General features: G+C 73.6%; 15 protein-coding genes. 7 read left to right on the forward strand and 8 right to left on the reverse strand.

From position 1 onward, the window contains the following. The first annotated feature begins 7 nt into the window (after window positions 1-7). The gene (locus EKD16_RS14320) at window positions 8-625 is read left to right on the forward strand and encodes a nucleoside/nucleotide kinase family protein (RefSeq protein WP_242676972.1); all 618 of its coding nucleotides are present in this window, start codon (window positions 8-10) and stop codon (window positions 623-625) included. 17 nt (window positions 626-642) lie between these two features. Here EKD16_RS14320 and EKD16_RS25390 read toward each other — a convergent pair whose 3' ends face one another. The 3 genes from EKD16_RS25390 to EKD16_RS14335 form a co-directional block, all read right to left on the reverse strand. Next, complete coding sequence (locus EKD16_RS25390; RefSeq protein ID WP_165498573.1) at window positions 643-831, reverse strand: DNA primase; 189 nt, start codon at window positions 829-831, stop codon at window positions 643-645. Window positions 832-995: 164 nt separating this feature from the next. Then, complete coding sequence (locus EKD16_RS25780; protein WP_207391301.1) at window positions 996-1,364, reverse strand: hypothetical protein; 369 nt, start codon at window positions 1,362-1,364, stop codon at window positions 996-998. 99 nt (window positions 1,365-1,463) lie between these two features. Next, window positions 1,464-3,197 (reverse strand): molybdopterin-dependent oxidoreductase, encoded by a 1,734-nt coding sequence (locus tag EKD16_RS14335; RefSeq protein WP_394347275.1) that lies wholly within the window; start codon window positions 3,195-3,197, stop codon window positions 1,464-1,466. Between the two features lie 161 nt (window positions 3,198-3,358). Here EKD16_RS14335 and sigK point away from each other — a divergent pair, with 161 nt between their 5' ends. The 3 genes from sigK (at window position 3,359) to EKD16_RS14350 (ending at window position 7,338) form a co-directional block, all read left to right on the forward strand. Then, window positions 3,359-3,991: an ECF RNA polymerase sigma factor SigK gene (gene sigK, locus EKD16_RS14340; protein WP_394347343.1), complete on the forward strand. Its 633-nt coding sequence runs from the start codon at window positions 3,359-3,361 to the stop codon at window positions 3,989-3,991. Then, window positions 3,988-4,824: an anti-sigma factor gene (locus EKD16_RS14345; RefSeq protein ID WP_242676973.1), complete on the forward strand. Its 837-nt coding sequence runs from the start codon at window positions 3,988-3,990 to the stop codon at window positions 4,822-4,824. Before sigK ends, EKD16_RS14345 begins: the two co-directional genes overlap by 4 nt. Before the next feature lie 2,046 nt (window positions 4,825-6,870). After that, complete coding sequence (locus EKD16_RS14350; RefSeq protein WP_131098847.1) at window positions 6,871-7,338, forward strand: septum formation family protein; 468 nt, start codon at window positions 6,871-6,873, stop codon at window positions 7,336-7,338. Window positions 7,339-7,394: 56 nt separating this feature from the next. Here the strand turns inward: EKD16_RS14350 and EKD16_RS14355 are convergent, their stop codons facing one another. Continuing rightward, window positions 7,395-9,815: a serine/threonine-protein kinase gene (locus tag EKD16_RS14355; protein WP_131098848.1), complete on the reverse strand. Its 2,421-nt coding sequence runs from the start codon at window positions 9,813-9,815 to the stop codon at window positions 7,395-7,397. Between the two features lie 235 nt (window positions 9,816-10,050). Next, window positions 10,051-12,786 carry an aconitate hydratase AcnA gene (gene acnA / locus EKD16_RS14360; protein WP_131098849.1) on the reverse strand — a complete coding sequence of 912 codons (2,736 nt, stop codon included), beginning with the start codon at window positions 12,784-12,786 and terminating at the stop codon, window positions 10,051-10,053. A 443-nt stretch (window positions 12,787-13,229) separates the two neighbouring features. On the opposite strand from acnA, the gene EKD16_RS14365 reads away from it, so the two are divergent. Continuing rightward, window positions 13,230-13,520, forward strand: coding sequence for a hypothetical protein (locus EKD16_RS14365; protein ID WP_131098850.1), 291 nt, complete (start codon window positions 13,230-13,232; stop codon window positions 13,518-13,520). A gap of 24 nt (window positions 13,521-13,544) precedes the next feature. On the opposite strand, the gene EKD16_RS14370 is transcribed toward EKD16_RS14365, so the two are convergent. Continuing rightward, window positions 13,545-14,477 carry an LLM class F420-dependent oxidoreductase gene (locus EKD16_RS14370; protein WP_131098851.1) on the reverse strand — a complete coding sequence of 311 codons (933 nt, stop codon included), beginning with the start codon at window positions 14,475-14,477 and terminating at the stop codon, window positions 13,545-13,547. Window positions 14,478-14,705: 228 nt separating this feature from the next. Next, window positions 14,706-16,013, reverse strand: a complete 1,308-nt coding sequence (locus EKD16_RS14375; protein ID WP_394347276.1) for a class I SAM-dependent RNA methyltransferase — start codon at window positions 16,011-16,013, stop codon at window positions 14,706-14,708. A 338-nt stretch (window positions 16,014-16,351) separates the two neighbouring features. On the opposite strand from EKD16_RS14375, the gene EKD16_RS14380 reads away from it, so the two are divergent. Together EKD16_RS14380 and EKD16_RS14385 are read left to right on the forward strand one after the other, a co-directional pair. Continuing rightward, window positions 16,352-17,035, forward strand: a complete 684-nt coding sequence (locus EKD16_RS14380) for a potassium channel family protein (RefSeq protein WP_131098852.1) — start codon at window positions 16,352-16,354, stop codon at window positions 17,033-17,035. 1 nt (window position 17,036) lies between these two features. Beyond that, window positions 17,037-17,708, forward strand: a complete 672-nt coding sequence (locus tag EKD16_RS14385; RefSeq protein WP_131098853.1) for a potassium channel family protein — start codon at window positions 17,037-17,039, stop codon at window positions 17,706-17,708. Window positions 17,709-18,010: 302 nt separating this feature from the next. On the opposite strand, the gene EKD16_RS14390 is transcribed toward EKD16_RS14385, so the two are convergent. After that, the gene (locus EKD16_RS14390; RefSeq protein ID WP_131098854.1) at window positions 18,011-19,015 is read right to left on the reverse strand and encodes a DUF3159 domain-containing protein; all 1,005 of its coding nucleotides are present in this window, start codon (window positions 19,013-19,015) and stop codon (window positions 18,011-18,013) included. Window positions 19,016-19,068: the final 53 nt, after the last annotated feature.

The raw sequence follows: 19,068 nt of genomic DNA on the forward strand, positions 1-19,068 counted from the left end.
ACAAGACTTGAATTCAGGGCGTGAGCGGGGCCCCGGCGCCCGGACGCCCGGTTCGGCGGCGGCCGTACTCGACGCCGCCGAGCCCGACTGGGTCGGGCGCGCGCTGCAGAAGCTGCGCCGCTCCCCGGTCCGGGCGGGGCGGTGCCGCGTGATGGCACTGGAAGGACGCTCGGGGGCGGGCAAGACCGTGCTCGCCGGCCGGCTGGCCGCGGCGGCCGGCTGCCCGCTGCTGCATATGGACGACCTCTACCCCGGCTGGGAAGGGTTGGCGCCCTCCGTGCCGCTGGTGCGCGAGTGGATCCTGCGGCCGCTGTCGCGCGGTGCCGATCCGCAATGGCGCCGCCACGACTGGGAGCGCGGCGCGCCGGGGGCCTGGGAGCACACGCCCACCGGCCGGATGCTGCTCATCGAGGGGTGCGGATCGGGCGCCCGGGAGCTGCGCCCGTTCCTGTCGCTGCTGGCGTGGGTGCAGGCGCCCGACCACGTGCGCGCCGCGCGGCTGGACGCCCGCGCCGACGCCGAGGAATACGCCCCCTACCGCTCACTGTGGGCGCGCCAGGAGGAGGCGTTCTACGCCGCCCACCGGCCCCGGGAGCACGCCGACCTCGTCGTCGACAATCCCTGATCCGGACGACGCGGCCGTCAGTCGTCTTCCTCTTCTCCGTCGTCGCCGCCGTCTTCGCCGCCTTCGCCCTCTTCCTGCTGCTCCTCGCCGCCGCCGTCGTCGCCGCCCTCGCCGTCGTTGCAGGCGGACAGCGAGAACACCGCGGCCAGGCCGATGGCTCCCACGGCAACCAAGCGCTTCAGCATGCCCAGAGTCGGTGTGTGCATCGGTCTCCTCCTCGACGTGTCGCGTAGTTGCGCGGGCACCGTGCACCTCGCGGCGCGACCGCGGGCGCGTGTCGGCGCCGCGGCCAATGTAGCCGTTTCCCGACCGGCGGACAGCGGCCGCGGCGGCGGGGCCCGCGGTCGGCGCACGGGCCCCGCCTGCGTCTCTACTGGTCGTTCATGCCCTCTTCACCGTCCATCGACTCCTCGCCGCCCATGTCTTCACCGGAGCCGTCTTCACCGGAGCCCTCGTCCTGCATCTGCTCCTCCCCGCCCATGTCGTCGCCGTGGCCCTCGTCCATGGACTCCTCGCCACCCATGTCGTCGCCGGAGCCCTCGTCCTGCATCTGCTCCTCGCCGCCGTCGTCCTGCATGTTCTCGTCGCCGCCTTCGCCTTGCTGCTGGGCACCGTCCTGCTCGGCGGTGACCTCGTCCCCGCCGCCGTCGTTGCAGGCGGCCAGCGAGAACACCGCCGCCAGGGCGATGGCTCCGGACGCGGTCAGACGGCGCAGGGTGCTCAGGGGTGCGGTGGACACAGATGTCTCCTCGAGTTCGGTCGGTTACTTCGTGTTGCTGCCACCGTGCGCGGCGGTGGACCGCGGGACCATGGGGCTCCGCGGGGTTCGGGGGGCGCCTTAGGAGACCGTCACGTCGACGGTGTGGTATCCGGTGGCGCCGTCGGGCGCCGGCGGGGCCTCCTCGGCGGTCTGAGTGGCTCCGGAGCGGTCGGTTGCCCTCACGCTGATGCGGTGCTCGCCCGGCTCGGCCGGCCAGTCGAGGACCCACTGCCGCCAGGTGTCGACGGTGTCCTCGGCGGCCAGCCGCGCGGACTGCCAGGGCCCGTCGTCGATGCGCACCTCGACGCCGCGCACGCCGACGTGCTGGGCCCAGGCCACGCCGGCGACGGGGACGGTGCCCGCGGCGACGCTGTCCCCCGCGTGCGGCGTGTCGATACGCGACTGGGTCTTTACAGGCGCCTGCTGAGACCAGCCGCGCGGGATCCAGTAGGCGTCGAACGCGTCGAAGGTGGTCAGCTCCATCTCCACGATCCACTTGCACGCCGAGACGTAGCCGTAGAGGCCGGGCACCACGACCCGGGCGGGGAACCCGTGGTCGGTCGGCAGCGGCTGCCCGTTCATGCCGATCGCGAGCATCGCGTCGCGGCCGTCCATGAGCGCATCGACCGGGGTGCCGATGGTCATGCCGTCGGAGGAGCGGGAGACGAGCTGGTCGGCCGGGCCGCCCTCGCCGGGCGGGCGGACCCCCGCCTCGCGCAGCAGCGTGGCCACCGGGACGCCGATCCAGCGCACATTGCCCACATACGATCCGCCGACCTGATTGGACACGCAGGCCAGGGTGACGTCGCGCTCGACGAGGTCGGAGCGGTCCAACAGGTCGGCGTAGGTGTACTCGCGCTCGCGGGCGCCGCGGCCGTGGATGCGCAGCCGCCACTGTGTGGCGTCGATTCGCGGCACCGACAGGGCGGTGTCGATGCGGTAGAAGTCGCTGTTGGGGGTGAAGAAGGAGCCGAGTCCCTCGACGTCGAGCTCGGCTCCGTCGGGCAGCGGCGGCGCCGGTGAGGCGGGGCGCGGCAGCCGGACGGCCTCGCGGCGCGCCTGTACGCCCGCCTGCGCCGTGGCGTACCACCGGCCGCCGGCCCCGGCGGCCGCCGAGAGCGCGGCCGCGGTTCCGGCCAGCGCCACGAACCTGCGGCGGTCGAAACCGCCTTCGGCGCGAGGGCGGGCGGAGGCCGGACCGGCGGCGGGGGCCGCGGACGCGGGTTCGGGCCCCTCCGTCGCGGCCTCCGCGCCCGCGACGCCGGCCGCAGCGGTCGCCTCCGGTGCCGCCGTGCCCTCTTCGGGGCCGGTCGCGGACGGGCCCGCCTGTCGCCGCGGCGCGGTGCGCACCAGCAGGCGCAGCAGCACCACCGCCACCGCGCCGCCCGCGACCGAGGGCACCGCATAGAGCGGCTCGGCCTCCGGCCGGCTCAGCGCCGCGGCCGCACCGATCGCGGCCAGTACCGCGATACCGGCGTCACCGATCAGCGGCCGCCGCAGCGCGCCCACCCCGATCGCGGCGGCGAAGAGCGCCAGCAGCACCGCCGTACCGGCGACGAGCAGCGGCCGGTCGGCCTCGCCGACGGTCGCGACCGCGAACTCCTTGACGGGCCGCGGGGTGAGGTCGATGACCGCCTGGCCGACCGCGATCAGCGGGGTTGCCTGCGGCCGGAGCAGCGCACCGGCCGCCTCGGCGACGCCCAGGGCCGCTCCGGCGGCGACGAGTCCGCACAGGGCTCCGACCAGCTGTCGGGGCCGCTCGGGCGGCGGTGCGGGCGCCGCTGCGCTTGAGGTCTGCTTTCGGTCGAACACGCCCCTGCTTCGGAGCTACGGCGCGGGGGGCGACGACCGATTCGGTCACGAACGGATAACGCCGACTGCGCCGTTCGCGGTGCGGGGTCGCCCCGCCCACACCCGTTCCGAATGCAGGATGGAACGTACGACAACGGTCGGAGCCGAGGACGGTGGCACGAGTGGAGCAGGCGATTCCGGCGCAGCCGCCCCGCCGGGCGCAGGCGGCCGAGAGCGCTGCGGGCGCAGCGGCGGGGCCGCAGGACGAAGAGTGGCTGTCAGCGCTGCTGCAACGCACCGCACTGGGCGAGCTGGACGCCTTCGAACAGGTCTACCGCGAGCTGAGCGGCCCGGTCTTCGGGCTCGTCCGCCGCGTGATGCTGGACCGTTCACAGGCCGAGGAGGTCACTCAGGAGGTGTTCACCGAGCTGTGGCGGCTGGCCGCCCGGTTCGACCCGAGCCGCGGCGGCGTGCGCTCGTGGGTACTCACCCTCGCCCACCGGCGCGCGGTGGACCGGGTGCGCTCGGAGCAGTCCTCCACCGCCCGTTTGGAGGTGGCAGGGCGCCTCGCCGAGGAGTCCTCGCCGCCCGACGACGTAGCCGAGCAGGTCGAGCACCGGTTGGAGCGCGAGAAGGTGCGCCGCTGCCTGCGCCGCTTGACCGAGCTGCAGCGCGAGACGGTGCGGCTTACCTACTACACCGGATACACCCAGCGAGAGGCCGCCGAGCTGCTGGGAGTTCCGCTGACCACGGTGAAAGGCCGACTGCGCGACGGACTGATCCGCCTGCGCGACTGCCTGGGGGTGATGCTGTGAGCCTGTCCGATCACGACGCGCACGGGCTGACCGCCGGATACGCGGTCGACGCGCTCAGCGGCGAGGAGCGCGAGCGCGCCCGGCGCCATATCGAGGAGTGCTCCGACTGCCGCCGCGACCTGGCCGACTTCCACGCGACGACCGTGCGGCTGGCCTATGCCCAGTCCGAGCGGCCGTCCGAGGCCGTCTGGGACCGGCTGCGCGCCACCGTGCCGTCCGTGCGGCAGCTCCCGCCGCAGACGGCGGACTCCCTGCCGCGGGACCACCGCGGCCCCGGGGCGGACGGCCACCGGGAGCACGCCGCATCCGGCGACGGCGACGGCGACGGCGACGGCGACGGCGACGGCGGTCGGATCGTCGGCATGGCGGCCCGACGGCGGGTGCGACGCCGGCTGCCGTGGCTGCTGGCCGCGGCCTCGGCCGTCATCGCCCTGGTGCTGGGGGGCACCGTGGTGGCGATGGACCGCCGCATGGAGTCGATGCGGGAGCACACCGCGAAAGTGGAGTCCCTGCTGGCGGCCTCCGACACCCACATGGAGGAGGAGCCGGTCAGCCACAGCAGGGCGCAGGCGACCGTGTTCACCTCCGAACGCAACGACATGGTGATGATCATGGTCAAGGGCCTGCCGCCGGCACCCGAAGGCATGGGCTACCAGATGTGGTACGTCGACGACTCCGGCATGCGCTCGGCGGGGATGCTGGAACGCTCCGGCGAGGGCATGTACTCGGGCATGGCCGGCGACGTGGGCTCGGCCCGGCAGTTGGGCATCAGCATGGAGCCGTCGGGCGGCATGCCCGAGCCGAGCGAGGAGCCCATGAAGGTGGAGTTGTAGGCCCTGTGTGGCCGGGCGGGTGGTGGCGGCGGGGGCGGGTCGGGTCCGCGCTCACAGGTTCCGGTGCCCGCCGGTGGTGCGTGCGGCGGGGCGCGTCGGGTCCACTGTGCGGTCTTGTCGGCCTGCCATGTGACGGGGCGATCTCTTGGAACAGCGGCAGCGAGGACGGCGCAGGGTTACGCCCGCGGTCACCGGATCGGGTGCTCGCCGGTGGCGCTCTCGACGGGGACGGCTGGGGTTTGCTGTGCGGCCTTGTTGGTCTGCCGGGTGGCGGACGGCCTTCACTCAAAAGCGGCGGCAGCGGTGGCAGCCGGGCCGGGCCTGTGCCCATCGGGTCGGGTGCTCGCCGGTGGCGGCGGCCGGCGAGGGCGGCGGGGCCGAGCCCGCGCCCACCGCACCCGGTGCCCGCCAGTCGGGCGCCAGACGCGAGCGGCCCGGGTCCGCTGGGCGGTCTTGCTGGTCTGCCATGTGACGGGCGGTCTGTTGGAACAGCGGCAGCGAGGGCGGCGGCGGGCTGGGCCCGTGCCCAACGGTTCGGGTGCCCGCCGGTGGCCCACCCGGCGGGGCGGCCGGGCCGGGCCCCGCGCCCACCGCACCCGGTGCCCGCCGGTGACGGTGATCGGCGGGGGCGGCGGGACCGAGCCCGCGGTAGTCGGCGGCGGTCATGCAGCCGGGGTGGGGGCACGAGATGCACGTACGTGCGGCGGCATCCGCCCCGGCGTCGCTCCGAGGCGCCACCCCCGCACCGTGATTCCGCGATACGAAACAACACGGGGTGCTTTGCACCTCAATGTCCGAGTTCCCGGCGGGCCCGCGCCCGTGCTGCGGCGGCGGTGGCGCACGAGGCGCACCGAATGGCGCGAATACGCCCCTGGCGTCGACTTTTCGTGCACCTCGTGGCCGCTGCATCCGCCCGCAAAACGGGCATCGGACCCCAAAAGCCCACCCCACCGGGTCGTGGAGCCCCCGTCGGCCGCGCCCGGGCGCCACGAGCGACGTGTCGTCGCCCCCGGCCCCCGATCCGGCGCACCGCCGGGCCGTGCGGGCACCCGCGACCGCGCCCCGCCGCGCTGCCTCCACCCTGTGCGGGCCCGGCAGGGGACACGGCGACACCCAGCCGGCCTACCGGCGCCGGTAGGTCCCCTATGCCGGTCCATCCGGCGATGATCGCGAACTTATGGCCGCGGAATACGCTTACCTCCGACCATAAGTTCGCGATAGACGGGCCAAGCCGCGCCGAGTCTGTCTGCAGGGCTGGATTCGGCGCCGAATCCAGCCCTGCAGACAGACTCGATGGGACCGGTGCTACCTATTGCAGGGTTTCGACCGGACAGCGGCCGCAATCCGGTGGAAACCGCGCATTGGATGCGCCGACCGGCCTACGGCGGCCCAACGCCGTCCCCGCCGGCCGCCGCCACCGGCGAGCACCCGACCCGTCGACCGCAGGCCGGACCCGCCGCCGTCCTCGCCGCCGCTTTTCCCCGCAGGCCACCCGTCGCCGGCCAGACCACAAGGCCGCCCAGCAGACCCGACCCGCCCCGCCGCAACCACCACCGGCGAGCACCCGGCCCGTTGGGCGCGGGCGTCACCCCGTCGGCGTCGTCGCCGTACTCGTTGGCCGCCGCCACCGGCGAGCACCCGACCCGATGGGCACGGGCCCAACCCACCGCCGCCCTCGCCGCCGCTTCTCCGTAAGACCACCCGACACCCGGCAGACCAACAAGGCCACAACAAGGCCGCCCAGCAGACCCGAGCCGCCACCCCCGCCGGCCGCCACCCCCAACCCCCAACCCCCACCCACTCGAAACGGTGACCCGCAGGCCCGATCCCCGCGTGTGGCGTCGGACACAGCTTCCGATACCCAGGGGCGACCGCGGAACGCGGCGGCGTGAAGGTGCGTCGGATACAGGCACGAAGCACGACATCAGTCGCAAAGGCCCCGTTGGACGGCGGATCGGACACGGGGTTGAACCGGCCCGGCGTGCTCTTACACCGAGCAAGTCCCCCGAAGTCCCCCGAAGTCCCCCCCAAAAAAGCGGAGATCCGATGCCTTCCACGACCAGTCGGCCGACCGCACTGCGCCTGGCCGGCTCCGCCGCCGCTGTCGCCACCGGGATGGCGATTTCGGGCTGCGGCGTGCTCGCGGGCCTGCAGGGCGACGTGTTCCAGCTGAAAGTCGGCGACTGCCTGGCCGACGAACTGACAGGAGGGGAGATCACCGAGGCCGCCACCGTCGAGTGCGACCGACCGCACTACGGCGAGGTCTTCGCGAGCATCGTCATGGAGGACGGCGACTACCCCGGCGACGCCGCGGTCTCGGGCCGCGCCGAAGAGGAGTGCACCTCCGAGTTCGAGTCCTTCGTCGGGGCGCCACTGGCCGACTCCGAACTCGAGGTGTTCATGCTCCACCCCAGTGAGCGGACCTGGAACCGGATCGACGACCGCGAGATCCTCTGCATCGTCCACGATCCTGCCGGCGAGACCACCGGCAGTCTCTCCGGGGCCGCGCGCTGACACGGCCGCTCCACCTCGGGTGCGGCCGCCCCTGCGGCCGCACCCGCGCCGGGTTCTCAGCCCCGCCCGAGGCGGCGCACGGCCTCCAGCTCGCCCCGCATCTGCTCCGCGCCCTGCCCGACCCGGACGGCGTGGTCGCGCAGCGTGTGGAACCGCGCCTGAGCGGCCTGCACCGGGTGCCGGAACCCGTTTCGGGGCCCACTGAACAGGTGGATCGCCCACGAGACGACTCGCGACACCACCCAGGCGATCAGCAACCACAGTATGAAGATCGGGCCGTCGCCGGACTCCGGGTAATGCGCCCCCGAGGCGACGTCGGCGACGTAGGCCAGCAGGGGCAGCGCCAGCAGGAAGAACGGGATCCGCCTCCCCCACTTGTCCGCGCGGAACAGCCGCGCCTCCCGCTGCCAGCGCTCGGCTGCCGCGTCGCGCTCGCGCTCGGCCTGCGCCAGGGCGGCGGCCCACTCGGCGGAGCGCAGCGCGCTGTCGCGGGCTTCGCCGGCCGCCGAGGCCGCGGCGGCGCTCGCCCCGACGCGCGCCGCCCCCTGCTCGCGCTCCACGGCCGACCACAGGGCCCCGTACCACTCGGCCACCTCGGGGCGGCCGTCGGCGTCGGGAGCCGGTGACCGGTCGTGCAGCAGCAGGGAGAGGATGAGCGCCGAGTCGACGGCGGCGCGCTGGGCCAGGCGCGGTACCGCCCGCTCCAGCCGGGTGCGGAAGTCGACGGCGGCCCGTTCGGCGGTGCCGAGGGCATCGGCCAACCGGCGCAGCTCGGCGGCGTCGGGCCCGGCGTGCAGCGCCAGTACATTGAGCACGTCGGGCCGGGCCAGCAGCACCAGTTCGTTGTCGGGCGGCGCGCCGGTGAAGGGCGCGCGCGGTCCAGCGAAGCGGGAGCGGAGGTCGGCGAGCGAGGCGGGACGGCCGCGGAAGACGGGCGGCAGATCCGGGCGCAACTGGGCGACGAACCAGGCGACGGCGCGGTTGGCGTCATCGGGCCGGCGGCGGTAGATCGAGCGGTCGGTGGCGGTGTCGCCCAGGTCGTCGACCATCCAGGAGCCGAGCGCGGCGCGCTCTTCGGCGTCGCTGAAGACGTGTACGGCGGAGGACCAGTTGCGCTGCATCGCCTCGGCGAGGTCTCCCGCATCGGTGTAGCGGCCTTGGGCGAACCAGTAGGGCGGGGCCGGCCCCTCGATGCGCCCCGAGTGGCCGGCGCCGGGACCGGTGGCGGACGGGCCCCCGGGGGCGGACGCCCCGGCGGGCGGCGCCTGCGGGTGGGCGCCGACGGGCTCGCCCGGGGAGGGCGCCGGAGCCGGGGATGCGGGCGCCGGTCCCGGTGGCCAGGCGAGCGGCGGCGCATCGGGCACCTGCGTCGCAGCGCCCTCGGCGGCGCCGTCCGGCGCGAGGCTGGTGTAGAGCAGGGTGCCGGTCCGCTCGCCGGCCGGGTCGTTCCGCTCGGCCCCGGTCTCCACCCGCGTCTGTTCCGGGCCGATGCGGGTGGCGGCCTCTCCCGGCGCGGCCTCCACGCGGGTGCGGTCGGGCCCGCTTCGCGTGGCGGCGTCCGCTGCGGCGGTATCGCCCGCCGCGGACGGCACGCGTTCGGTGGCGCCGTCCCCGCCGGGCCGCGCTTCGCCCGCGGACGCGCCGGGACGCGCCGCTTCCGGCGGGGCGTCGGACGGGCGGGCGCCCAGCAGCATGTCCAGCAGCGTGCGCGCGCTCGGCCGGTGCGCGGGGTCCTTGTCCAGGCAGGCGAGCGCGACGGACAGCAGCGGGTCCGCCAGGTCGCCGGTGTCGGGCTCACCGGTCAGCACGCGCGTGGTGCGGGCCGCCTGGGTCGGGGCGGAGAACGCCTCGCGCCCGGTGGCCGCGTAGACGAGCACGGCGCCCCAGGAGAAGACGTCCACGGCCGGTCCGAGCCGCGCGCCCTCAAGCTGCTCGGGAGCCATGTAGCCGATGGTGCCGATGACGCCGCTGGCCGTCATCGACGTGGCCTCGACCGCGCGGGCGATGCCGAAGTCGATGACCCGCGGGCCGTCGGCGGCGAGCAGGATGTTGTCGGGCTTGAGGTCGCGGTGCACGACGCCGGCGCCGTGGATCGCGGCCAGCGCCGTGGCGGTGGCCACGGCCAGCCGGTGCAGGTCGGCTCCTCGCCGGGGGCCCTGCTCGCGCACGGCGGTCTCCAGCGTGGGGCCGTCGATGTGCTCCGACGCGATCCAGGGCTGGTCGGCGCCTGGGTCGGCGTCGAGGATCGCGGCGACGCAGAAGTCGCCGACCTTGCGCGCCTGGTCCACCTCGGCCGCGAACCTGCCCCGCATCTCGCCGTCGCCCGCCCACGAGGCGTGCAGCAGCTTGACGGCCGCCCGTGTGCCGTCGGGCGCCTCGCCCAGGAACACCTCGCCGAATCCGCCGCGGCCGATCCTCGCCAGGAGCCGGTAGGGACCGGCGAAGCGCTCGTCGCCTGGTGTGTCGGCCTCGCCCATGCCGTCCTTTCCCACGTGTCACCGACGCGGCACCATACGTGCCGAGTCGACATTATCGGTGAGCCGGATCGCCCGCGGACGGATGTCCCCATCACCGACAACGGGCGGTGGGCCGCGGTCTCCAGGCGACACCGCTGGTGGCGGCCCCGCATGCGCGAGGGCCGCCACCGTCGCCGGACGGTGGCGGCCCCGATCGTGTCCGGAAGCGGCCGCTCAAAAGGCGGCCCAGCGGACCTTACTCACTGATGAGCTGGCGCAGCACGAACTGCAGGATGCCGCCGTTGCGGTAGTAGTCCGCCTCGCCGGGGGTGTCGATGCGCACGTCGGCGTCGAACTCGACTCCGGTGTCGGTGGCGACCTTGACCGTCTGCGGCACCCGGCCCTCGTTCAGCTCGGTGATCCCGGTGATGGAGAACGTCTCCTCACCGGTGAGCCCGAGGGTGTCGGCCGACTGGCCCTGCGGGAACTGCAGCGGCAGCACGCCCATGCCGATCAGGTTGGAGCGGTGGATGCGCTCGTAGGACTGGGCGATGACCGCGCCCACGCCGAGCAGGCTGGTGCCCTTGGCCGCCCAGTCCCGCGAGGAGCCCGAACCGTACTCCTTGCCGCCGAGCACCACCAGCGGGGTGCCCTGGGCGGCGTAGTTCTGCGCCGCGTCGTAGATGAACGCGACCGGAGCGTCGGCGGGGTTCTCGGTCTGGGTGAAGTCGCGGGTGTAGCCGCCTTCGGTGCCCGGCGCGATCTGGTTGCGCAGGCGGATGTTGGCGAAGGTGCCGCGGATCATCACCTCGTGGTTGCCGCGGCGCGAACCGTAGGAGTTGAAGTCCTTGCGCTCGACGCCGTGGGACTTGAGGTACTGCCCCGCCGGGGTGTCGGGCTTGATGGCGCCGGCCGGCGAGATGTGGTCGGTGGTGACCGAGTCGCCCAGCTTGGCCAGCACGCGGGCACCGGAGATGTCGGAGACGGGCTCCGGGGTGGCGCCCATGCCCTCGAAGTAGGGGGGCCGACGCACGTAGGTGGAGGCGTCCTCCCACTCGAAGGTGTTGCCGGTGGGCGTGGGCAGCGAGCGCCACCGCTCGTCTCCGGCGAAGACGTCGGAGTAGGCGCTCTCGTACATGTCGGAGGCGATCGCCGAGCCCATGACCTCCTCGATGGCCTCGGGCGAGGGCCAGATGTCGGCCAGGTAGACCGGCTCGCCGTCGGCCCCGGTGCCCAGCGGCTCGGTGGTGATGTCGACGTCCATGGAGCCGGCCAGGGCGTAGGCCACCACCAGCGGCGGGGAGGCCAGGTAGTTCATCTTGACGTCGGGGTTGATCCGGCCCTCGAAGTTGCGGTTGCCCGAAAGCACCGAGGTGACCGCGAGGTCGTTGTCCTGGACGGCCTTGGAGATCTCCTCGGGCAGCGGGCCGGAGTTGCCGATGCAGGTCGTGCAGCCGTAGCCGACCAGGTTGAATCCGAGCTTGTCCAGGTAGGGCGTCAGTCCGGAGCGCTCGTAGTAGTCGGTGACGACCTTGGAGCCGGGCGCCAGCGAGGTCTTCACCCAGGGCTTGCGGGTCAGGCCCTTCTCCACCGCGTTCTTGGCCAGCAGGGCGGCGCCCAGCATGACCGAGGGGTTGGAGGTGTTGGTGCAGGAGGTGATCGCGGCGATCACCACGCTGCCGTGGTCGATCTCGGTCTGGGTGCCGTCGGCCAGCGTGACGCTGACCGGGTTGCGGGGGCGCTGCCCGTTGGGCGGCGCCGCGGGGGCGTCGGAGGCCGGGAACGACTCGTCGGCGGCCTCGTCGACCGGGTTGGTGACGTAGTTCTGCACGTCGTGGCGCCAGGTGGGCTTGGCCGTCGACAGCGCGATGCGGTCCTGGGGCCGCTTGGGGCCGGCGATGGAGGGCACGACGTCGCCAAGGTCCAGCTCCAGGTACTCGGAGTAGACCGGCTCGTTGTCGGGGTCGTGCCAGAGGCCCTGCTCCTTGGCGTAGGCCTCGACCAGGCTGGTCTGGGCCTCCGGGCGCCCGGTCAGCTTCATGTAGCGGACGGTCTCCTCGTCGATCGGGAAGATCGCCGCGGTGGAGCCGAACTCCGGGCTCATGTTGCCGATCGTGGCGCGGTTGGCCAGCGGCACCGACGCGACGCCGTCGCCGTAGAACTCCACGAACTTGCCCACGACACCGTGCTCGCGCAGCATCTCGGTGACGGTGAGTACCAGGTCGGTGGCCGTGGTGCCGGGCTTGAGAGTGCCGGTCAGCTTGAAGCCGACGACCCGCGGGATGAGCATGGAGATCGGCTGGCCGAGCATGGCCGCCTCGGCCTCGATGCCGCCCACGCCCCAGCCGAGGATGCCCAGGCCGTTCTGCATGGTGGTGTGGGAGTCGGTGCCCACACAGGTGTCGGGGTAGACCTGGCCGTTGCGGACCATGGCCACCCGGGCGAGGTGCTCGATGTTGGCCTGGTGCACGATTCCGGTGCCGGGCGGGACGACCTTGAACTCGTCGAACGCCGTCTGGCCCCAGCGCAGGAACTGGTAGCGCTCGCGGTTGCGCTCGTACTCGATCTCGACGTTGCGCTCGAACGCGTCGGGGCGGCCGAAGATGTCGACCACCACCGAGTGGTCGATGACCAGCTCGGCCGGGGCCAGGGGGTTGATCTGGGCCGGGTCGCCGCCGAGGTCGCCGACGGCTTCGCGCATGGTCGCGAGGTCGACGACGCAGGGCACGCCGGTGAAGTCCTGCATGATCACCCGCGCGGGGGTGAACTGGATCTCCTGGGTGGGCTGGGCCTGGGGGTCCCACTGCCCCACTGCCCGGATGTGCTCGGCGGTGACGTTCGCGCCGTCCTCGGTGCGCAGCAGGTTCTCCAGCAGCACCTTCAGGCTGTAGGGAAGCCGCTGGGCGCCCTCGACGGCGTCCAAACGGAAGATCTCATACGACTCTTCGCCAACGCGGAGCGTGTCACGGCTGCCGAAGCTGTTCGCGGACACGGTGTTTGCCTCCTGAACTCGCCACTTTCTCCCAGCATCCTGCCGCAGGCAGAAGCCGGGATATCACTGAGGCTGCCCTAATCGAGATGGCCCTCGAATGCGCTGCGGCACCACCCCGCGGCACGCCGGTTTCCCCGTTCTACCAGCGATGCCCGCATGCGATCCGGCGCCGCGCGCGCACCGGGGCTCCGGCGCGAGGCTCGGGGCTCGGGGACCGGGCGCGCGGGCCGGCCGATGTGACCTGTCTCCGGTTACTGCCTCGTTTATCTCGATATCAAGGTATCCAACGGATATCTCGACATCAAGTTAAAGGCGTAGGCCAGGAGGAGCGCCAGGGAACCGCCTGGTCCGCGGACGCGTCCCAACCTGCGTATGCGCGGCGGCGCGGCCGCACCGCCGCGCATACGCGCCGCCTTCGATCGAGACCCGAGGAGCCGCCGCCGATGCGCTCACTGCGCGACCTGCTCATCTTCGTCCTCTGCGGCACCGGGCTGATCGTCTGGGGTGCCATCACCGCGCTCTCGCCCGGTGCCGTAGAGGTGAGCGACGCGGGATCGCCCTACTGGACGATCCCGCTCGGCGCCGCCATGATCGCCGCCGGCGTCGTGCTGCGCAGGCTCTCCGGGCGGCACCGAGCCCCGCACCGGTCTTCGGAGCAGGCCGCCGGTCCCACTGCCGGCACGGCGCGAGAGCGGCCCCGTCCGGCCCAGGACGACACGCCGCCGGCGCCCTGAGTGCGGGCCCGCGGGCGCACGCGCCTACCGCATCTGGCGGGCCACCTGTGAGGCGATCAACTCCAGGTGGTCCAGGTCGGACATGTCCAGCACCTGCAGGTACATCCGCTCGGCGCCGATCTCGGTGAAGCGGCCGAGCTTCTCCACGACCTCGGCCGGGCTCCCGGCCAGCCCGTTGCTCCGCAGCTCGTCGGGATCGCGCCCGATGGCGTCGGCGCGCCGCCGCACCTCGGACTCGTCGCGCCCGCAGCAGACCACCTGCGCCGCGGAGTAGCGCATCGGCTCCTGGCGCCCGGCCGTGCGCACGGCGGCGCGCACCCGCTCGAAGGCCGCCGCGGTGTCCTCCACGGAGGCGAATGGCACGTTGTACTCGTCGGCGTGGGTGGCCGCCAGCCGCGGCGTACGGATGGGTCCGGTGCCGCCGATGAGCACCGGCGGGCGCGGCGCCTGCTGCGGCTTGGGCAGCGCCGGCGACTCGGCGAAGCGGTAGTGGCGCCCCTCGTAGCGGAAGGTCTCGCCCACGGGCGTGGCCCACAGCCCGGTGATGACGTCCAGTTGCTCCTCGTAGCGGTCGAACCGCTCGCGGGCCGAGGGCGGGAAGGGGACACCGTAGGCGGTGTGCTCGTCCTCGTACCAGCCCGCGCCGAAGCCGAACTCGACGCGGCCGCCGCTCATGCGGTCGACCTGGGCCACCGCGACGGCGAGCGGACCGGGGTGGCGGAAGGTCGCCGCGGTCATCAGCGTGCCCAGGCGCACGTGGGAGGTCTCGCGCGCCAGCCCGGCGAGGGTCACCCAGGAATCGGTGGGGCCGGGCAGGCCGTCCGTGTCGCCCATCTTCAACAGGTGGTCCGACCGGAAGAAGGCGTCGAAGCCTAGGGCCTCGGTCGCCTTCGCGACCGCCAGCTGCGTTTCGTAGGTGGCACCCTGCTGCGGTTCGGTGAAGATCCTCAAGCGCATGCGCCCATTGTCGTACCGTTCGCCGCATACGCCGAACCGCCACGCACCGGGCACCGCGCGGCCCGCGGCCGCATGCGGTTCCGCCGCTGCGGCGCGCCGCGGCGAACCGGTATGCTCCGCGCTCACTGCGCACGCGCACCCGCGGCGAACCCGGCGGGCCAGCAGGCGGACCATCGGGGACGGAAGGGCTCCGATACGCCGGTGACCCCCGCTGACGTGCGTAAACCCTCAGTCGCGCCGCAGCAGGGCCAGGCACTCCACATGGTGGGTCATGGGGAAGGAGTCGAAGGCGCGCAGCTCGGCCAGCTCGTAGCCCTCCTCCACGAACGCCGCCAGGTCGCGCGCCAGCGTGGCCGGGTCGCACGAGACATAGGCCACCGCCCGGTTGCGCAGTTCCGCCAGCTGGCGCGCCACGACTGTGCCTGCTCCGGTGCGGGGCGGGTCGAGCACCGCCACGTCGACCCGCATGTCCACCCATTCGCGCAACTGCGCGGCGGTATCGGCCTGCTCGACCCGCGCCCAGGGCAGGTCGCGCAGGTTGTGCCGGGCGTCGCGGACGGCGTCGGTGTCGCTCTCCACGCCCAGGACCCGCCCCTGGGAGCCCACCGCGTCGGCCAGCGCCGCCGTGAACAACCCGGCGCCGCAGTACAGGTCCAGCGCGGTCTCGCCGGGCTCGGGCGCAAGCGCCTCCACCACGGCCTCCGACAGCACCCTCGCCGCCGCCGGGTGCACCTGCCAGAATCCGCCGGCGCTGACCCGGAACTCGCGCTCGCCCACCTGCTCGCGCAGATGGCGCCGACCCCGCACCTGCTGCACGCGTCCGTTGCGGAAGCGGCGCAGCACGGCGGAGGAGGCTTTGGGCTCCGGCAGCGCAGGCAGCTTGGCGCTCTCAGGGGTGACCACCAGTGCGGTGTCGCGGGTGCTGCCCGCGGCGACCGCCTCGACCTCGCGCATCCGCGGCCACTCCAGCTCGGTGACCCCGAGTTCGTCGACGCGCGGGTGGGCGATCCGGCAGCGGTCGACCGGCTCGATCTCGTGCGAGCGGTGGCGGCGCAGACCGGCGCGCCCCGCGGAGTCGACGGCGAAGCGCACCCGTGTGCGCCAGCCCAGGCCGTCGGGGTGTCCGGGCAGCTCCTCCACCTGCACTTCGCGGTCGATGCCGGCGATGCGGCGCAGCTGCTCGGAGAGCACCTGCGCCTTGATGCGGCGCTGGGCCTCCAGCGAGGCGTGCTGCCAGTCGCAGCCGCCGCACTTGCCGGGGCCGGCGAACGGGCACGGCGGCTCGACGCGGTCCGGCGAGGGCTCCAGCACCTCCACGGCGTCGGCGCGCAGGAAGCGCTTGGCCTCCTCGGTGACCCGGGCACGCACCAGCTCGCCCGGCAAGCTGTGGCGGACGAAGACCACGCGCTCGCCGTGGCGGGCTACGCACGAGCCGCCGTTGGCAGGGCCCTCTACGCGCAGCTCCAGTTCGGCACCGGTCGGCACCGGCGCCCCGGACTCGCTCTCGGCGGCTTTCGGGTTCGGCGCACGGCTCAATTCAGTCGACCTCCGCACAGACGGGTGGTTCGGGCTTCGCGCAGGTGACCCCCCGCGCAGCGCCACCGCCCATCTGCGGCCACTTTAGCCGCAATCCCGCGAAGCCCGTGCACGCGCGGCGGGGTCCGACCGGCGCCCAGGCGGCGAAGCCGCACAGCGGTTCCCCGTAGTCCCCGGCGCCGCCGCGGATGCCGGGACCGGCCACGCCGGCGGCGCAGCGCTTCCGCCCCCGCGGCGCGGGTGCGAGCGCTGCCCACCGCAGCCGCGTTGGGTATACCGTCGCCCAGGGAGCGGGCGGTCGGGCCCGCGCGTGAAGCGACGGCAGGAGCGAGCGAGCAGTGCACATCGTGATCTTGGGATGCGGGCGGGTGGGTTCGACACTCGCCCACACACTGGAGGACAGGGGCCACAGCGTCGCCGTGATCGACCAGGAGCCCGAGGCGTTCCGCCGGCTGCGCCCGGCCACCGCCAAGGCGGCCGTGCCCGGCGCCGGACAGGACCGCGATGTGCTGGTGGCCGCGGGCATCGAGTCCGCCTCCGCGTTCGCCGCCGTCAGCAGCGGCGACAACTCCAACATCATCACCGCGCGGGTGGCGCGGGAGACCTTCGGCGTGGAGCACGTCGTGGCGCGCATCTACGACCCCCGGCGCGCCGCCGTCTACCAGCGGCTCGGTATCCCCACGGTCGGCACGGTGCACTGGACCGCCGACACCATCCTGCGCCGCCTCGTACCGGGCTCGCCCGGACTGGACCTCGGCCCGCTCTGGCGCGACCCCTCGGGCAGCCTGGTCATGACCGAGGCGCCGCTCAGCGCGGCCTGGCAGGGCCGACGCGTCGAGCAGCTGGAGGGCGCCCACCCGCTCCGGGTGGCCTACCTGGTGCGGGCCGGGCACATCCTGCTGCCCCGCGGCGACGAGACGCTGCAGGCCGGCGACGTGCTGCACGTGCTGGTGCGGGCCGAGGACATCGATCGGATCCAGGCGCGCCTCGGCGAGGCCGCCGACGACGGGCAGGGAGACTAGGATGCGGGTCGCCATCGCGGGAGCGGGCAGCGTAGGGCGCTCCATCGCCGCCGAGCTGAGCACAAGCGGACACGAGGTGCTGCTGATCGACCGCAACTCCCGGGCCATCGGCGTGGACGAGCTGCCGCGGGTGGAGTGGCTGCTGGCCGACGCCTGCGAGCTGTCGTCGCTGGAGGACGCCCGGTTGAGCGACTTCGAGTCCGTGGTGGCCGCCAGCGGCGACGACAAGGTGAACCTGGTGGTCGCGCTGCTGGCCAAGACCGAGTTCGGGGTCGGCCGCGTCATCGCGCGCATCAACGACCCCCGCAACGAGTGGCTGTTCACCGACTCCTGGGGCGTCGACATCGCCGTTTCGCCGCCGCGGATGATGGCGGCTCTGGTCGAGGAGCCCGACGCCGAGGACGAGATCGCCGACTCCGTCAATGCGCTCTCGCTGCCGGAGACCGACCTGCTGGAGTTCACCCTGCCGACCGGCTCGCCGCACGGGGGGCGGCCGCTGGGCGATCTCGTACCGGCGCTGCCCGAAGGCATCGTGCTTGTGGCACTGGTCCGCGAAGGGCGCGCGCAGGCGCCCGACCCCGCAACGCAACTGCGGGGCGGTGACGACCTGGTGTTCCTCAGCAGCGCAGCGTCCGTCGACCAGCTCGGCGCGCTGCTGGCACCCGAAGACTGAAGCGGGATCGGACGCCCGGCGCGCCCGACGCCGCGCCGAGCCTGCCTCCGGAGACAAGCTCGGCGCCGAAAGTGTCCCGGAAGCAAGACTCGGTGAGGACCGCGCGCCGCCCACGCCCGGCGACGGGAGCGGGATAGGGCCGACGCGGGCGGGAGGGACCGCCGTTGCCGCCGCTTTTCGGCTCAGGACACCTGGTGCCCGCCCGGTGCCAACGCCGCACAGCGCAGCGGAGGCGCCGCCGCAGGCGGCACCGAGCCGACCGGATCGGCACGTCCGCGCCGACCGCGGCCGGGGTCCGGCCCCTACTCCGCAGCGCGGGGGCCGCTCATCGGGTGCGGCGCGGCCTCGCCCCGCTCGCCTGTGCCGCCGCCTGCTTCGTCGCCCGCGATGCCCGCCTCGTCGACCGGGGTGCGGCCGCGCGCCAGCAGCCAGACCATTCCCGCGAACGCGGCCACCTGCAGCGGCCAGCCCATGGCGATCTTGGCGATGCCCAGTAGGGCGAAGGTGCTGGCCACGCCGTAGCTTTCGGCGGCCCACAGCGGGAACTGCACCGCGACGCGCACGACGCAGGGCAGCACGAGCAGCCAGGTCAGCCGCGAGCTCAACCGCACCACGGCGGGGTTCTCGCGCCAGGCGGTGAGGTCACCGGTGACACCGCCGATCAGCAGGCCCATGGCGGGCCAGCGGATCAGGATCGTGATCGTGAGCACCACCGCGTAGACGGCGTTGTAGATGATGCCCGGCAGGGCGAAGTCCTCGGCGTCGCCGCTGCGCAGCGCGAAAATCGCGGCGATGGCCATACCGAAGAGGCTGTTGACCACGAACTGCACGGAGGAGCGCTGGACGAGGCGAACGACCGCCAGCGCGATCGCCAGCACGAACCCCAGTCCGAGGGACAGTCGCAGCTCTTCGGTGCTCATGTAGCCGAGGGTGAAGGCCAGGGTCGGGATGGCGGTCTCGACCATGCCGCGCTTGCCGCCCAGTGCCTTGGACAGCTGGCCGCGGACCACGGATTCGACGGTCTGCTCGGAGACCGGCTTCGAGGCCGCGGAGCCGTCGTCTGCGGGGTCCTCCGCCGAGTCGGCGGAGGTGCCGGTGCCCCCGCTGCCGCCGGGTTCGTCGCCGCCGACCGGTTCGGCGGCCGCGGCGTCATCCTCTTCGGGCCCGAACAGCACCGCGGCGCCCTCGTCCTCGGACACCCGCTCGCGTCCCTGCTCCCGCGTGTCGGCCTCGTGTTCCGCCGCCTCGGGGTCGGACCGGCCACCGGTGGCTCCGGCGGTGTCGGCTGCTCGCTGGTGGTCGGTCATTGCGCTCCACATTCCGGCGTCGGCTACGCCTCCCACCCTAGAACAACGCGTCC

The sequence above is a fragment of the Streptomonospora litoralis genome (genome assembly GCF_004323735.1).
GTDB lineage: Bacteria > Actinomycetota > Actinomycetes > Streptosporangiales > Streptosporangiaceae > Streptomonospora > Streptomonospora litoralis.

What these genes read in the sequence shown, in the direction of transcription:
- EKD16_RS25390 (WP_165498573.1), bottom strand. Translation starts at nt 831, where the DNA reads ATGCACACACCGACTCTGGGCATGCTGAAGCGCTTGGTTGCCGTGGGA.
- EKD16_RS14350 (WP_131098847.1), top strand. Translation starts at nt 6,871, where the DNA reads ATGCCTTCCACGACCAGTCGGCCGACCGCACTGCGCCTGGCCGGCTCC.
- EKD16_RS14355 (WP_131098848.1), bottom strand. Translation starts at nt 9,815, where the DNA reads ATGGGCGAGGCCGACACACCAGGCGACGAGCGCTTCGCCGGTCCCTAC.
- EKD16_RS14365 (WP_131098850.1), top strand. Translation starts at nt 13,230, where the DNA reads ATGCGCTCACTGCGCGACCTGCTCATCTTCGTCCTCTGCGGCACCGGG.
- EKD16_RS14370 (WP_131098851.1), bottom strand. Translation starts at nt 14,477, where the DNA reads ATGCGCTTGAGGATCTTCACCGAACCGCAGCAGGGTGCCACCTACGAA.
- EKD16_RS14385 (WP_131098853.1), top strand. Translation starts at nt 17,037, where the DNA reads ATGCGGGTCGCCATCGCGGGAGCGGGCAGCGTAGGGCGCTCCATCGCC.
- EKD16_RS14390 (WP_131098854.1), bottom strand. Translation starts at nt 19,015, where the DNA reads ATGACCGACCACCAGCGAGCAGCCGACACCGCCGGAGCCACCGGTGGC.